The 14,797-nt window shown below is 71.5% G+C and carries 13 protein-coding genes; 8 read left to right on the top strand and 5 right to left on the bottom strand.

Annotation, left to right across the window (positions count from 1 at the left end; translation table 11 throughout):
* Window positions 1-115 precede the first annotated feature (115 nt).
* Window positions 116-1,018: an SCO1860 family LAETG-anchored protein gene (locus ABZ370_RS21840; protein WP_358623322.1), complete on the bottom strand. Its 903-nt coding sequence runs from the start codon at window positions 1,016-1,018 to the stop codon at window positions 116-118.
* 261 nt (window positions 1,019-1,279) lie between these two features.
* Window positions 1,280-2,383: an amidohydrolase family protein gene (locus ABZ370_RS21835; protein WP_358623320.1), complete on the bottom strand. Its 1,104-nt coding sequence runs from the start codon at window positions 2,381-2,383 to the stop codon at window positions 1,280-1,282.
* Between the two features lie 359 nt (window positions 2,384-2,742).
* On the opposite strand from ABZ370_RS21835, the gene ABZ370_RS21830 reads away from it, so the two are divergent.
* The 6 genes from ABZ370_RS21830 to thpD all read left to right on the top strand — a co-directional run bounded on the left by ABZ370_RS21830 (window position 2,743) and on the right by thpD (window position 7,722).
* Window positions 2,743-3,300: a SigE family RNA polymerase sigma factor gene (locus tag ABZ370_RS21830; RefSeq protein WP_358623560.1), complete on the top strand. Its 558-nt coding sequence runs from the start codon at window positions 2,743-2,745 to the stop codon at window positions 3,298-3,300.
* Entirely contained in the window at window positions 3,300-4,085 is a 786-nt protein-coding gene (locus ABZ370_RS21825) for a hypothetical protein (protein WP_358623318.1), read from the top strand. The genes ABZ370_RS21830 and ABZ370_RS21825 overlap by 1 nt, the downstream gene beginning before the upstream one ends.
* A gap of 346 nt (window positions 4,086-4,431) precedes the next feature.
* On the top strand, window positions 4,432-4,980 hold the full coding sequence (ectA, locus tag ABZ370_RS21820) for a diaminobutyrate acetyltransferase (protein WP_358623315.1): 549 nt from the start codon (window positions 4,432-4,434) through the stop codon (window positions 4,978-4,980).
* 142 nt (window positions 4,981-5,122) lie between these two features.
* A complete protein-coding gene (ectB, locus tag ABZ370_RS21815; RefSeq protein WP_358623312.1) occupies window positions 5,123-6,385 on the top strand; it encodes a diaminobutyrate--2-oxoglutarate transaminase in 1,263 nt (420 codons plus the stop codon).
* 40 nt (window positions 6,386-6,425) lie between these two features.
* Complete coding sequence (locus ABZ370_RS21810; protein ID WP_358623309.1) at window positions 6,426-6,830, top strand: ectoine synthase; 405 nt, start codon at window positions 6,426-6,428, stop codon at window positions 6,828-6,830.
* Window positions 6,831-6,834: 4 nt separating this feature from the next.
* On the top strand, window positions 6,835-7,722 hold the full coding sequence (gene thpD / locus ABZ370_RS21805; protein WP_358623306.1) for an ectoine hydroxylase: 888 nt from the start codon (window positions 6,835-6,837) through the stop codon (window positions 7,720-7,722).
* 111 nt (window positions 7,723-7,833) lie between these two features.
* On the opposite strand, the gene ABZ370_RS21800 is transcribed toward thpD, so the two are convergent.
* Window positions 7,834-9,369 carry an aldehyde dehydrogenase (NADP(+)) gene (locus tag ABZ370_RS21800; protein ID WP_358623303.1) on the bottom strand — a complete coding sequence of 512 codons (1,536 nt, stop codon included), beginning with the start codon at window positions 9,367-9,369 and terminating at the stop codon, window positions 7,834-7,836.
* A gap of 132 nt (window positions 9,370-9,501) precedes the next feature.
* Between ABZ370_RS21800 and ABZ370_RS21795 the strand changes: the two genes are divergently transcribed.
* Both ABZ370_RS21795 and ABZ370_RS21790 read left to right on the top strand, forming a co-directional pair.
* Entirely contained in the window at window positions 9,502-10,272 is a 771-nt protein-coding gene (locus tag ABZ370_RS21795; RefSeq protein ID WP_358623300.1) for an IclR family transcriptional regulator, read from the top strand.
* Between the two features lie 80 nt (window positions 10,273-10,352).
* Window positions 10,353-11,333 carry an aldo/keto reductase gene (locus tag ABZ370_RS21790; RefSeq protein WP_358623298.1) on the top strand — a complete coding sequence of 327 codons (981 nt, stop codon included), beginning with the start codon at window positions 10,353-10,355 and terminating at the stop codon, window positions 11,331-11,333.
* 644 nt (window positions 11,334-11,977) lie between these two features.
* Here the strand turns inward: ABZ370_RS21790 and ABZ370_RS21785 are convergent.
* Window positions 11,978-13,198: a right-handed parallel beta-helix repeat-containing protein gene (locus tag ABZ370_RS21785; RefSeq protein WP_358623296.1), complete on the bottom strand. Its 1,221-nt coding sequence runs from the start codon at window positions 13,196-13,198 to the stop codon at window positions 11,978-11,980.
* A gap of 279 nt (window positions 13,199-13,477) precedes the next feature.
* A complete protein-coding gene (locus tag ABZ370_RS21780; protein WP_358623294.1) occupies window positions 13,478-14,788 on the bottom strand; it encodes a pectate lyase in 1,311 nt (436 codons plus the stop codon).
* Window positions 14,789-14,797: the final 9 nt, after the last annotated feature.

Here is a 14,797-nt window from a genome sequence, read left to right as displayed (position 1 = left end):
GGAGACGCACCGGGCAGGCCCAAGGGGTGTCCTGCCTGATCGGCAAGTCACCCCTGCGCCGGTGCCGGGGTCGGGGTGGGTCGACGCCGGCACCGGCTGCTAGGAGGCGTGGTGCTTACACATCACCGCGCGTTCCGGCGGCCCGTCGGCGGCGGGCCAGGATCACCGCACCGCCGCCCGCGGCGAGCAGCACGGCGCCGCCTGCCACCAGGTAGGGGGTGGCCGAGCTGCCGCCGGTCTCGGCGAGGTGCTCCGGCTTGGGCTCCGGCTTGGTCTGGTTGACCACCTCCGGCTTCTCCTCCTTGGCCGGGGCGCCGGGCGCCTCACAGGTCGCGTGGGCCAGGGTGACCTGGCCCTTGACCTCGGAGACGTTGAGCTTGAGCGGGTTCACCGAGACCTTCAGCGCGAGCGCGGTGGCCGCCGCGGTGCGCGAGGTGGTCGCGGTGCGCGACAGATCCAGGCTCACCTGGCCGAGCGAGGGCACGTCGACCTTGGTGGCGGCGCCCGCGGTCAGGGTGACCCGCTGGCCGAGCACGCTGACCGTGCCGAGCACGTTGGAGTGGGCGGTCGGCTTCTTCCCGGCCGCGCACACGGCCTTCGAGGTGACCTGCTCCACCGTGATGAGCGGCACCCCCAGCAGCCCGGGCACGTTCACCTTGGCGTTGAGGAGGTTGGAGTAGCCCTCGGACCGGGACTTGTCCGTGGCGGCGCGGGCCGTGGCCACGTCGGCGCGCAGCACGCTGAAGGGGCGGTCGCCGTTGACACCGGCCACGGTCGCGGAGAGCGCCGTCTTGCTGGCGGTCCTGGGCGCCTGCACTTCGTTCAGCGAGGTCACCAGCGGTGCGGTGACGGTCTTGTTGAGGAGCGAGACGCTCAGGTCGGTACGGAGCACGGCCGCGCTCGCCTTACCGGCGGCGATGGTGTGGCCGGTCCGGGCGTGCGCCGTGCCCGCGGGCAGGACGCCCAGGACGGAGACGGCGGTGGCTGCGGAGACGGCCGCCAGACGGCGGGCGGGCATGCCGAAGAAGGTATTGCGTGAAAAGGACACGTGAGTTGACCCCCACAGGAGACATGGAGCCGCCGGCGCCTGCCGCGGGGGACTCCACGGGCGCCGACGGCCTCGACCACGCCATATTTGCGCACCGAGGGTAAACAGGCAGACACATGAAGTCCGTTCATCCCAAAGGGTGTTGTTCGCCGAAGCGTTCGACGCCGACGCACTCCCGAGCCTCACGAGCCCTCTCGGGCCCCCGGGCCTCACGAGCCTCCCGGGTCCCGCTCAGAACACCCGGCCCCGCAGCACCACCCGCCGCGGCGCCGTCAGCACCCGTACGTCGGCGCGCGGATCGGCCTCGTACACCACGAGGTCGGCCGGGGCGCCCTCGGTGATCCCCGGCCGTCCGAGCCAGGACCGGGCGCCCCAGGTGGCGGCCGACAGCGCGTCGCGCACCGGGATGCCCGCCCTGACCAGTTCGGCGACCTCCTGGCCGACCAGCCCGTGCGCGAGCGAACCGCCCGCGTCGGTGCCGGTGTAGACGGGGATGCCCGCGTCCCAGGCGGCGCGCACCGTGTCGTAGCGGCGCGCGTGCAGCCGCCGCATGTGGTCGGCCCAGCGCGGGAACTTGGCCTCGCCGCCCTCCGCGAGCCGCGGGAAGGTGGCGATGTTGACGAGCGTCGGGACGATGGCGACGCCCCGCTCGGCGAACAGCGGGATGGTGTCTTCGGTCAGCCCGGTCGCGTGCTCGACGCAGTCGATCCCGGCCTCGACCAGCGGGGCCAGGGTCTCCTCGGCGAAGCAGTGCGCCGTGACCCGCACCCCGAGCCGGTGCGCCTCGGCGATGGCCGCCTCGACCGCGCCGCGCGGCCAGCAGGCGGACAGGTCGCCGGTGTCCCGGTCGATCCAGTCGCCGACGAGCTTGACCCAGCCGTCGCCCCGGCGCGCCTCCGCCGCCACATAGGCGACCAGGTCCTCCGGTTCGATCTCATACGCGTAGTTGCGGATGTAGCGCCTGGTCCGGGCGATGTGGCGGCCTGCCCGGATGATGCGGGGCAGGTCCTCGCGGTCGTCGACCCAGCGGGTGTCGGACGGCGATCCGGCGTCGCGGAGCAGCAGCGCCCCGGCGTCGCGTTCGGTGAGTGCCTGCTTCTCGCTCGTCGCGTCGTCCACCGCGCCGTGGGCGTCCAGGCCGACGTGGCAGTGGGCGTCGACCAGCCCCGGCAGGACCCAGCCGTCCAGCCGCCGGACCTCCCGGGTACCGGACGGCCGGTCGAAGGTGATCTTGCCGTCGATCACCCACAGTTCGTCCCGGATGCCGCCGTCGTCCCCGTCCTCCGGGCCGACCAGGATTCGCCCCTTGATGTGCAGCACCGCGCTCTCCCTCATGTCACGCACTGTACGAGACGGCATCGGGGCGCTGACCGGCCAATTCCCGGGGAGGCGGAAGGGCTCCACTCGTACAACACGGGGAGCGCTGCTACGCTCACGCAACCCACCGGACGAGGCACAGTGAGGAGGCCCGCGTGAGCGCTCCTACCGATGGCCCGGCAGCCGCGGCCGACTTACCGACGACCGGCTCACGGACGGCCCACGCGCGGACGGCCGACTCACCACCGAACCCCGACTCGGCGAGCGCCGATTCACCGAGCGACGCCTCGCCGAACGCCGACTTACCGGCGGCCGGCTTACCGGCGGCCGACGCGCAGGCGGAGTTCCGGGAGTTCTTCGAGCGGCACCACGTCGAGCTGGCCCGCCTCGCCCATCTGCTGCTGGGCAGTTCCGACGGGGCCGACGACCTGGCGGCCGACGCGCTGGTCGCGGTCTGGCACCGGTGGGACCGGGTGCGGGTCGCCGAGCATCCGGCCGCGTACGCCCGGGGCGTGCTCGCCAATCTCGCCCGGTCCCGCATCCGCAGCCTGGTGCGCGAGCGGCGGCGGGTGGCGCTGTTCTCGTCGGAGCGCTCGGACCGGGTGGACGATCCGGATGTCTCCGCGGTGGTGGATGTGCAGGCCGCGCTGGTGAGGCTGCCGTTCCGGAAGCGGGCGTGCGTGGTGCTGCGGCACGCCTTCGACCTCTCGGAGCGGGACACGGCCCGCACGCTCGGCATCTCGGTGGGGACGGTCAAGAGCCAGACCTCGCGGGGCATCGCCGAGCTGGAGCGGCTGCTCGGCCCGCCGGACGACGACACCGAGCGGCCCGCGGCGGGGACGCAGGCGCAGGCCCAGCCGTCGGCGCAGGAGACGGTACGGGGGCTCCGCCCCGGCCGTGTGGGCCACGCCGGGCACCCAGGAGGAAACGGTTGATGATCGACCATCGCGACGGCCGGCGCGATGTCGCCGCCGAACTGCGCGAGGCCGCCGGGGCGCACCGGCCGGACCGGGCCCGGATGCTGGCCCGGGTCACCGCGGGCATGGCGGCCGAGGAGCGGCGGCGCGTCCGTCGCGTCCCCGCCCGGCGGTGGGCCCGGGTGGTGGGCCCGGCGGCGGGGCTGGCCGCGGCGGTCGCCGCCGCCGGTATCGCGGTGGTGACCACCGACACCGCCGACGGACCGCAGACGGTACGGACGTCGAGCGAGCCCGCCGGGCCGCCCGCCGCGGGCGAGGGGGGCGAGACGACGCGACGGCCGGGCGGCGGCGCGGGGGACGGGGCTGGTCGGCACACCCCGAGCGCCTTTCCCACCTCGGTCGGCCCAAACCATCTCGCCGATCCGGCGGTGCGCTCGCGGGGAGCGATCAACCCCAATTCCAACCCGTACTGGGCGCAGAACGACATCACCCTCACCACCGGCAAGCCCCTGACGTCGCTGTCGGTGGAGCTGCGGGTCGCCGAGAACGGCGGGGTGCGCACCACCGGCTCCTGGAGCACACTGCCCGCGGGCGACCTGGCCGTCTCGGTACGCTCCGAGGACGGGGTGCTGGTCTACCGCTGGACGCTCCGGAAGGGGGCCACGGTGCCGGTCGGCCGCCATGTCTTCGCGGGGCAGTACAACCACGCCGAGGGCGGCCGGGACGCCGGACGGGACGGCTACTCCGCCTCCGGCAACGGACCGTCCGGCGCATTCGCCGTCCGCGGCGACTTTCGGGGTTGAGTTCCGTGACAGAAGCCCGGTGGAATGAATTCCGGAAGGCCGGAAGAAAAATTCGATGCGCTTTCCAGGTACATCTTCCTGTTTCGTCTTCCCCCGTTTCCAATCTCTAAACGCACTTTTTTTAGTGTTCCAGGACACGGCAATTCGGTGCCATCACGGCCCCGTTACGCACATGTGACACACTCCACAGGCCGACCGTTTCACCCCACTAACTCCCCCGCAAATTACCGCACTTCACCCATCTGCCGCGCGCCCGCGCACCCCCGCGTGTTACCACATCGACCCCCCTCTGCGTAACCCCTCTCCTCGATGCATTTTTCTATCCTGCTGGGTAAATTGAATTCGCATGACCGCCGCACAAGCAGACCGAGTAGGCGCCCGTAGCGAATTTGATTTGCCGGAGGGGCTCACCCTCGACACTCCACACGTCGAGGACGGAGCCGCGATCTGGCGAATCGCCCGCGACTCCAAGACACTGGACCTCAACTCCTCCTACAGCTACCTCCTGTGGTGCCGCGACTTCGCCGCCACCTCCGTGGTGGCGCGCGACACCGAGGGCGGACCGGTCGGCTTCATCACCGGCTACATCCGCCCGGACCGGCCCGAGACCCTGGTGGTCTGGCAGGTCGCCGTCGATCAGGCATGGCGCGGCCGCGGACTGGCCGCCACGCTGCTCGACGGGCTGACCGCGCGCGTCGCCGCGACGGGCGTCCGGGAGATCGAGACCACGATCACCCCGGACAACACCGCGTCGAACCGGCTGTTCACGTCCTTCGCCGAGCGGCACGGCGCACCCGTCGAGCGCGAGGTGCTCTTCGACGGCGGCCTGTTCCCCGACGGAGGACACGAGCCCGAGGTGCTCTACCGCATCGGCCCGCTCGCGGACCGCGGCTGAGTTCCCGGGACGCACCGAGGTCATCGCCGACATCTCTGTCACCCCTGACAGCCCCGACTTTCCGACCCCGACACCCCCGTACACACCGAAGGCCCCCGCCTTCACCCCCTCACCCCTCGCACTCATCTCCCAGGAGAATGCTGTGACCATCACCCCGCCCGCCCTGAGCGTCTTCGAGGCCCTGGAGTCGGAGGTGCGCAGCTACTGCCGCGGTTGGCCTGCTGTGTTCGACCGCGCGCAGGGCAGCCACATGTACGACGAGGACGGCCACACCTACCTCGACTTCTTCGCCGGTGCCGGTTCTCTGAACTACGGCCACAACAACCCGGTGCTGAAACGGGCGCTGATCGACTACATCGAGCGTGACGGCGTCACCCACGGTCTCGACATGTCGACCACGGCCAAGCGCGCGTTCCTGGAGTCGTTCCAGAACAACATCCTGCGCCCGCGTGACCTGCCCTACAAGGTCATGTTCCCCGGCCCGACGGGCACCAACGCGGTCGAGGCCGCGCTGAAGCTCGCCCGTAAGGTCAAGGGGCGCGAGTCGATCGTCTCGTTCACCAACGCCTTCCACGGCATGTCGCTGGGCTCGCTCGCCGTCACCGGCAACGCGTTCAAGCGGGCCGGCGCCGGTATCCCGCTGGTGCACGGCACCCCGATGCCGTTCGACAACTACTTCGACGGCACGGTCGAGGACTTCCTGTGGTTCGAGCGGCTGCTCGAGGACCAGGGCTCCGGCCTCAACAAGCCCGCCGCCGTGATCGTCGAGACGGTGCAGGGCGAGGGCGGCATCAACGTCGCGCGCCCCGAGTGGCTGCGCGCCCTGTCCGAGCTGTGCGAGCGCCAGGACATGCTGCTGATCGTCGACGACATCCAGATGGGCTGCGGCCGCACCGGCGCCTTCCTCTCCTTCGAGGAGGCGGGCATCACCCCGGACATCGTCACCGTCTCCAAGTCGATCAGCGGTTACGGTCTGCCGCTGGCGCTCACCCTCTTCAAGCCCGAGCTGGACATCTGGGAGCCCGGTGAGCACAACGGCACGTTCCGCGGCAACAACCCCGCGTTCGTGACCGCCGCCGCCACCCTGGACACCTACTGGGCCGACGGCCAGATGGAGAAGCAGACCCTGGCCCGCGGTGAGCAGGTCGAGCAGGGCCTGCGCGCCATCTGCGACGAGAACACCGGCATCAGCCACCGTGGCCGCGGCCTGGTCTGGGGCATGGAGTTCGAGGACAAGCCGCGCGCCTCCGCGGTGTGCGCCCGCGCTTTCGAGCTCGGCCTGCTGGTCGAGACCTCCGGTCCGCAGAGTGAGGTCGTCAAGCTGCTGCCCGCGCTGACGATGACTGCGGACGAACTGGACGAGGGTCTGCGGATTCTCGCCCGGGCGGTCCGCGAGACCGCCTGAACACCCTCAGTAAGCAACAACAGAAAGGCAGCGACTCACCGTGATCGTCCGATCCTTCAAGGACATCGAGGGAACCGATAGGCACGTAAAGGCCAAATCGGGCACGTGGGAGAGCAAGCGCATCGTGCTCGCGAAGGAGCGGGTCGGCTTCTCCCTTCACGAGACCACGCTCTACGCGGGCACCGAAACGTCCATGTGGTACGCCAACCACATCGAGGCGGTCCTCTGCGTCGAGGGCGAGGCCGAGCTCACCAACGACGAGAACGGTGAGAAGCACACCATCACGCCCGGCACCATGTACCTGCTGGACGGCCACGAGAAGCACACCATGCGCATCAAAAAGGACTTTCGGTGCGTTTGCGTCTTCAACCCCCCGATCACCGGACGGGAGGACCATGATGAGAACGGGGTATACCCCCTGATCACCGAGACCGAGGAGGCATGATCCGATGACCACGGTCACTGACCTGTACCCGACCCGCGGTCCTCTCGAGGTGGCCACGCCCCGCGTGGACCCCGTCGTGTGGTCCGATCCCGGGGCCGAGGGTCCGATGCGACCGTCCGAGCTGAGCGATTTCGATCGCGACGGCTTTCTGGCGATCGACCAGCTGATTACTCCGGACGAGGTCGCGGTCTACCGCGCCGAGCTGGACCGGCTGATCGTCGACCCGGACGTGCGCGCCGACAAACGCTCGATCATCGAGCCGAAGTCGCAGGACGTACGGTCGGTGTTCGAGGTGCACCGGATCAGCGAGGTCTTCTCGAAACTGGTGCGCGACCCGCGAGTCGTGGGTCGCGCCCGGCAGATTCTCGGCTCGGACGTCTACGTCCACCAGAGCCGGATCAACGTCAAGCCGGGTTTCGGGTCCTCGGGCTTCTACTGGCACTCGGACTTCGAGACCTGGCACGCCGAGGACGGGCTGCCGAACATGCGGACCGTGTCGGTCTCGGTCGCCCTGACCGAGAACTACGACACCAACGGCGGCCTGATGATCATGCCGGGTTCGCACCGCACCTTCCTCGGCTGCGCGGGCGAGACACCGAAGGACAACTACAAGAAGTCGCTGCAGATGCAGGACGCCGGCATTCCGTCGGACGAGGCGCTCTCCGGCTTCGCCGACAAGCACGGCATCAAGCTGTTCACCGGCAAGGCCGGGTCGGCGACGTGGTTCGACTGCAACTGCATGCACGGCTCGGGCGACAACATCACGCCCTACTCGCGCAGCAACGTCTTCATCGTGTTCAACAGCGTGGAGAACACGGCGGTGGAGCCGTTCGCGGCGCCCGTGCGGCGGCCGGAGCACATCGGGGCGCGGAGCTTCACCCCGGTGAGGTGAACCCCGTGAGGTGACCGATCGGTCCCCCGTGACCGTTGATGGCCGGGGAGAGGGCGCACGCCCTCTCCCCGGCCATCCGCGTTTTCCGCCGCCGGGGGTGTCGGCCGGTGTTCAGCCGCGCTGTTCCCGGATGCCGTTCACCCGGCGGGGCAGCCCCTGCGGGTTCTCGTCGCGCAGCTCCGGCGGGAGCAGCGCGGGCGGGGTGTCCTGGTAGCTGACCGGCCGCAGCCAGCGCTCGACGGCGGTGCCGCCGACCGAGGTGGAGGTGGAGGTCGTCGCCGGGTACGGGCCGCCGTGGTGCTGGGCGGGGGCGACGGCGACGCCGGTCGGCCAGCCGTTGACCAGGACCCGGCCCGCGAGCGGGGTCAGCTCGGCGATCAGCTCACCGGCCCGGCCCTCGGTGCCCTCGGCCTCGGCGGCGGAGATCTGGACGGTGGCGGTCAGGTTGCCCTGGAGGCGGCCGAGGACGGCCGAGATCTCGGCGTCGCTCTCGTACCGCGCGACGACGGTCACCGGGCCGAAGCACTCCTCCAGCAGCGAATCGTGCGGCCCTTCCTCGGCGAGGCGCCGGGCCGGGACGGTGAGGAAGCCGGGGCTGACGCTGTGCTCGCCGCCGGACCCCGGGGTCACCGGGGCGTCGACGTCCGCCAGTTCGGCGCGCTCCTTGACCCCGGCGACGAAGTTGTCCCGCATGCGGTGGTCGAGCAGCACCCCGGCGTCGGTGTTGCTGACGGCCTCGGTGAGCGACTTGACCAGCGCGTCACCGGCCGCGCCCGCGGGCGCCAGCACGAAGCCGGGCTTGGTGCAGAACTGGCCCACGCCCAGCGTCATCGAACCGCCGAGCCCGGAGCCGATCTGCTCGCCGCGCTCGGCGGCGGCCGCCTCGGTGACCACGACCGGGTTGAGGCTGCCCAGCTCGCCGTGGAAGGGGATCGGCACCGGCCGGGCCGCCGCGGCGTCGTACAGGGCGCGGCCGCCACGGATGGAGCCGGTGAAGCCCGCGGCGGCGACCACCGGGTGCTTGATGAGCTCGATACCGGCGTCGAAGCCGTGCACCACGGAGATCACGTCGGCGGGCAGCCCGACCTGCTCGGCGGCCCGGCGCAGCGCGGAGGCGGCCACCTCGGAGGTCGCGGGGTGGTCCGGGTGCGCCTTGACGACGACCGGGCAGCCCGCGGCGAGCGCGCTGGCGGTGTCGCCGCCGGGCACGGAGAAGGCCAGCGGGAAGTTGCTGGCCGCGTAGACGGCGACGACGCCGAGCGGCAGCTTGTACCGGCGCAGATCCGGCCACGGCGGGGTCTGGGTGGCGTCGGCGTGATCGACGTGGACGTCGAGGAAGGCGCCCTCGTCCACGACCGTCGCGAAGGACCGGAGCTGGTAGCTGGTCCGGGCCAGCTCGCCGGTGAGCCGGGCCGGGCCGAGCGCGGTCTCGGCGTCGGCCGCCTCGACGAGCGTGTCACGGGCCTCGTCGAGCAGATCGGCGGCGGTGCGCAGGAAGGCGGCGCGCACCGTACGGTCGGCGAGGGAGCCGCGTGCGGCGTCGGCCGCCCGCACCACCTTGTCGACCTCCTCCGCCGTGGCTTCGACCGCTACCTGCTCGCGCTGCTTTCCGGTTCGGGGGTCGACGCTCCACACTGGTGCTGACACCGCGGATTCCTCCTGCTGTGTTACCCGCTGCTTGCGTCCCGCACATCGACGGGTGTTCGATATGCTGAACGCTGTCCCGGTTGATGAATTCCATCGGGACTCTATGGCTGGTCGAACAGAGGGGTCAAGGCGATGACAGCTGCCGAGACGGGCGGGGCCCAGGTCAAGTCGGCGGTCCGCACGGTCGAACTGCTGGAGTTCTTCGCCGGACGGCCCGGCATGCACAGCCTGGCCTCCGTGCAGGAGGCCGTGGGCTACCCCAAATCGAGCCTCTACATGCTGCTGCGCACCCTGGTCGAGCTGGGCTGGGTGGAGACGGACGCGACGGGCACCCGGTACGGCATCGGGGTGCGGGCGCTGCTCGTCGGCACGTCGTACATCGACGGCGACGAGGTCGTGGCGGCGGCCCGCCCCACCCTGGACCGGCTCTCGGACGACACCACCGAGACCATCCACCTCGCCCGGCTCGACGGCATCAACGTGGTCTACCTCGCCACCCGCCAGTCCCAGCACTATCTGCGCCCCTTCACCCGCGTCGGCCGCCGCCTCCCGGCCCACTCCACCTCGCTGGGCAAGGCGCTGCTGGCCACGTACACCGACGAACAGGTGCGCAAGCTGCTGCCGGAGACGCTGAGCCCGCTCACCGAGCACACCCTGACCGACCGCGAGAAGCTGATCGAGGAGCTGCACGTCATCCGCGAGCAGGGGTACGCGGTGGACCGCGAGGAGAACACCCTGGGCCTGCGCTGCTTCGGCATCGCCATCCCCTACCGCACCCCGTCCCGGGACGCCATCAGCTGCTCGGTGCCGGTGGCCCGGCTGACCACGGCCCATGAGCAGATGATCAAGGACGCGCTGTTCGACGCCCGCGACCGCCTCACCCTCGCCACCCGCCGTCTCTGACGCAGGGCTGACATTCCGCGTCCGGAGTGGTCTCCTGTGACCGGCCAAAGCCATGGCCAAGGGCAGGAGAGGAGACCGCCATGGAGTACGCACGGCTGGGCATGTCGGGGATCAAGGTGTCGCGGATCTGCCTGGGCATGATGAGCTACGGCGACCCCGCGTACCGGGCGTGGCAGCTGGACCTCGACGCGTCCCGGCCGATCGTGCGGCGGGCGGTGGACAGCGGCGTGACGTTCTTCGACACCGCCGACATGTACGCGGTCGGCCGCAGCGAGGAGATCACCGGCGAGCTGCTGGCCGAGTGCTTCCCGCACCGCGACGACTATGTGCTGGCCACCAAGGTCTACAACCCGATGGGATCGGGCCCCAACGACCGGGGCCTGTCCCGCAAGCACATCCTGGCCGGGATCGACGCCTCGCTGCGGCGGCTGGGCACCGACCATGTCGACCTGTACCAGATCCACCGCTACGACCACGAGACGCCGATCGAGGAGACGATGGAGGCGCTGCACGACGTGGTGCGCGCCGGTAAGGCGCGCTACATCGGCGCGTCCTCGATGTACGCGTGGCAGTTCGCCAAGGCCCAGCACACGGCCGAGCGGCACGGCTGGACGCGGTTCGTCTCCATGCAGAACCACTACAACCTGCTGTACCGGGAGGAGGAGCGGGAGATGAACCCGCTCTGCCTCGACCAGGGCGTCGGCGTCATCCCATGGAGCCCGCTCGCCCGTGGCCTGCTGGCCGGTACCCGCGACCGCGACCGCACCGGCCCCACGACCCGCGCCGCCAACGACCCCCTGGTGGAGCGGTGGTACGCGGACGCCGACTTCGACATCGTGGACGCGGTGCGCGAGGTAGCCGGGAAGCGCGGCGTCTCCCCCGCCCAGATCGCCCTGGCCTGGCTGCTCAGCCGCCCGGCCGTGACGGCACCCGTCGTCGGCGCCACGAAGACGGCCCACCTGGACGACGCGGTGGCGGCGGTGGACCTGACCCTCACCGACGACGAGATCGCCCGCCTGGAGGCCTCCTACCGCCCCCGCCCCATCCAGGGCCACGAGTAGGCCTGCGGCCCGCACCCGCAGAACCGTCCTGCCGACCACTCCGCCACGCTGGCGGACGCCACACACACCCGCCCCCCCTGCTGCCTCCGCCGCCCGGGTGCGGGCCACAGCCGCCCCGGCCTGCCCCCGCGCGCCTGCGTGCGGGCCGCAGCCGCCCCGAAGCGGGCGCCGCCGTCGGCACCCGGCCCCGCCACCCACCTGCGGGCCGCGGGGCCGGCAGCGCGCAGAACCGGCCTGCCCCCGCCGCCCATGTGCGGGCCGCAGGCCCGGCAGGGCGCCGGGTCCGGGCTGCCCCAGCCGCCCACGCACACCCACCAGACGGCCCCCGCCCCTGGCTACTCGCGCACACCCGCCGGACCGCCTGCCCCGCCACCCACCTGCGGGCCGCAGGCCCGGCAGAGCGCCGGGTCCGGGCTGGCCCAGCCGCCCACGCACACCCACCAGACGGCCCGCCCCTGGCTTACTCACACACGCCCGCCGAACGGCCCACGCGCGGGCCGCAGGCCCGGCAGAGCGCCCGCCGGGGCCGGGGTCCGAGGGGCGGAGCCCCTGGTTCGGGAAGGGGCGGGGTGGGGAAACACACCCGCCGGCCCGGCCTGCCCCGCCACTCGCGTGCGGGTGGCGGGGCAGGCGGGGTCCGGGCTTCAGTTCATCGTCGAGCCGACTTCCGTGCCACCGGCGACGACGAGGAAGCTGGTGACCGGCAGCGAGCCGTCCTGCCGCCGGGCCTCGTACGCCGTCCGCGGTTCGGTGGTCACGAAGGGCGGGGTGATCGAGGCGTCCGGCTTCCAGTTGTTGCCTCGGGAGACGGCCAGCTCGCCGGTGTCGGTCTGGCCGCTGCCGTTGGCGACGGCGAGGTTCTGCTGGAGCAGGACGCGGGAGTCGGGGAAGGCGTAGCCCCGGCCCTCGTTGGCGTAGGCGGTGGTGCGCAGCAGCCGCAGGGCGCCGGTGTTGCCGCCCGCCGCGAAGCCGTTCTTGGAGTTCTTCCAGGCGGCGGACGCCCGGACGACATGGGCGGGGGTGGGGGCGGAGTCGGTGTCGGCGCCGAGCTGGAAGCCGCTGCCGTCGCCCTCGAAGTCGCGGATGCCCCAGCGGTTGACGCCGTTGCCCCAGGCCCAGGAGTGGTCGATGGCGACGGGGCTGGCCCACATCCACAAATCGAGGCCGTCGTCGCTGTTGTCGAAGAAGCGCGATCCGGTGATCACGTTGCCGGAGCCGGAGCCGTGGGTGACCGCGATGCCGTCGGCCCTCTTGCCGCCGGTGGCGTCGTCGTGGTTGCCGTAGGAGTCCAGGTTCCGGACGAGGTTGTCGTCGGTGTCGTCGCCGCGGAGGGTGAACCCGGTGTCGCCGTTGCCGTGCGTCGTGAGGTTGTTGAAGACGCCGCGCGAACAGGAGGTGCAGACCAGGCCGCCGCCGGGGGCGTTGCGCAGTTCGAGGCCGGAGACGGTCCAGAAGTCGGCGCTGAGGGAGAGCAGGGAGGCGCCGCCGCTCAGCCGGGAGCCGTCGACCCTGACCTTCTCACCCTGGTACGGCCGCAGGTGGACGCGGTCTCCCTCGGTGCCGCTCACGGAGCTGCGCAGGGTGCGGTCCGGGTAGTACGTACCGCCGCGGACCTCGATGGTGGTGCCGGGCTTCGCCACCGCGAAGGCCTTCTCCAGCGTGCGGTACGGAGCTGCCAGCGTGCCCGTCTGGCCGTCGCTGCCGCCGGGTGCCACGTAGACGGCCGTCGGGACGGCGCTCGCGCCCTCGGGGGAGGCGGTCAGGTATACCCCGGCCACCGCCGATGCCACGATCGCCGCGCTGCCGAGCGACAGCGTGCGGTCCTTGCGGCGACGATGACGACCGCGGCTTCGCCTCACTCTCATGGCAACTCCTGTTCTGCGTCGAGAGAGCGGGCCGTGGGATCTGAACGACCTGCTCCATGGCGTAGTTGCCGCCGATCCAGATTAGGTTGCCGCCGTCTTGAGGATTCTCAGATTACGGAATCGCGAGCGTCCAGCGATAGACCATGACAACTCTTGATCATTCTGCGACCAGCATTGCCCGGCAGTCCAATTGAAGTTGACCCGGCGGTGGGGAGGGGAAGGAGAGGCCGGGCGGGGCCAGTTGACGCCCGGCCTCCCCGTTCAAGGGGCGTCGGGGCGTCAGAGGCGTCCCGCGCCCGCGTCCTTGCCGACGATGCCGGGCACCGCGCGCGGCGCGTCGACGCGCGTGCGCAGCGTCGGGGTCCAGCCCGCGTCGCCGCCCAGCTGCTCATCGGGGACACCGGCGTTGTGGAGGGCGAGGAGGTCGGCCGTCGCGCCGCCGAGCTGGTTGTTCTTCGCGGTCAGCGCCGTGCCCTTCCACTTCTTGATGATCGTCGCGGGGTCGACGGAGGAGGGCACGGTGAACGCGTTGGCCTCCGCGTAGAGCTGGGACTCGACGCCGACGCCCCAGCTGTACGCGTAGCCGCTCGACGGCGCCACGAAGTGGTTGTTGTACGCGTCGACCTTGCCGAACCGCACCCGTGGCGCGCGCTCCACGATGTTCTTGAAGAGGTTGTGGTGGAGCGTGACGCGGAGCTTGCCGCGGTCCGTGGCGCCCGCACTGTCGCTGTTGCCGATCATCAGCGTTTTGTCGTGGTCGGTGAAGGCGTTCCAGGAGGCGGTGACGAGGTCGGCGCCGCGCACCACGTCCAGCTCGCCGTCGTGCTGCTGGTAGAGGCGGCCGAAGTAGCTGGGCTGGGCGCTGTCGGGGCGGCGGCCGTCGGTGAAGGTGTTGTGGTCGACCCAGACGTGGGTGGAGCCGTACACCACCAGGTTGTCGTACTCGGAGTTCCAGTTGCCGTCGTCGCCGTCGGTCGGGTCCCAGCCGGGGAAGCAGTCGAAGGCGTCCTCGAAGGTGAGGTTGCGGACGATGACGTTGTCCACGCCCTTGACCTGGAGGCTGACCCCCAGCAGCCGCGCGTTCCGGCCGACGCCGAGGAGGGTCGTGTTGGCGCCCACCTTCAGTTCGACGCGCTCGTACTGCCGGGCGGCGGACGCGGCGCGGGCGTCCTCCTGGGGGCCGGACGGCGCGGCCTTGCCCCAGGTGGCGGGGTCGTACGCGGTCAGGTACGCGGCCAGGGAGTAGCCGTCGGTCGCGTAGTCGGCGCAGGACAGCGGCTTTCCGGCGTCGTCGGTGTTGGCGTCGATCGTTCCCTTGACGCGGATCAGCCTCGGGGTGGCGTCGCCGTCGCCGAGGGCCCGCGCCAGCTCGGCCCGGCTGGTGACCGTGAAAGTGTGCGCCGGGTCGGCCTTGGCGCCGCCGGTCGTGCCGCCGTCGGCGGAGGCCCAGCCGTCACCGGCCGGGAGGGCGGCCCCGGGAGCCTGGGGCGCCGGGGGCGCCTGGGCGGCGGCCGACGGGCCCTGGGCCACGCCGAGGGCGAGTGCGGCGCAGCCGAGCACGGCGGCCACGCGGGCATGACGTCTGAACATGACGGCTCC

Source organism: Streptomyces sp. NPDC005962, assembly GCF_040629205.1.
In the GTDB taxonomy this organism is placed as follows: Bacteria; Actinomycetota; Actinomycetes; order Streptomycetales; family Streptomycetaceae; genus Streptomyces.
The sequence above is the reverse complement of the archived record's forward strand: the minus strand, read 5'-3'. Positions and strand labels throughout refer to the sequence as shown.

Bases quoted from the DNA above. Each gene is read 5' to 3' on its own strand.
- ABZ370_RS21840 (WP_358623322.1), bottom strand. From the start codon at position 1,018: ATGCCCGCCCGCCGTCTGGCGGCCGTCTCCGCAGCCACCGCCGTCTCC.
- ABZ370_RS21835 (WP_358623320.1), bottom strand. From the start codon at position 2,383: ATGAGGGAGAGCGCGGTGCTGCACATCAAGGGGCGAATCCTGGTCGGC.
- ABZ370_RS21825 (WP_358623318.1), top strand. From the start codon at position 3,300: ATGATCGACCATCGCGACGGCCGGCGCGATGTCGCCGCCGAACTGCGC.
- ectA (WP_358623315.1), top strand. From the start codon at position 4,432: ATGACCGCCGCACAAGCAGACCGAGTAGGCGCCCGTAGCGAATTTGAT.
- thpD (WP_358623306.1), top strand. From the start codon at position 6,835: ATGACCACGGTCACTGACCTGTACCCGACCCGCGGTCCTCTCGAGGTG.
- ABZ370_RS21795 (WP_358623300.1), top strand. From the start codon at position 9,502: ATGACAGCTGCCGAGACGGGCGGGGCCCAGGTCAAGTCGGCGGTCCGC.
- ABZ370_RS21790 (WP_358623298.1), top strand. From the start codon at position 10,353: ATGGAGTACGCACGGCTGGGCATGTCGGGGATCAAGGTGTCGCGGATC.
- ABZ370_RS21785 (WP_358623296.1), bottom strand. From the start codon at position 13,198: ATGAGAGTGAGGCGAAGCCGCGGTCGTCATCGTCGCCGCAAGGACCGC.
- ABZ370_RS21780 (WP_358623294.1), bottom strand. From the start codon at position 14,788: ATGTTCAGACGTCATGCCCGCGTGGCCGCCGTGCTCGGCTGCGCCGCA.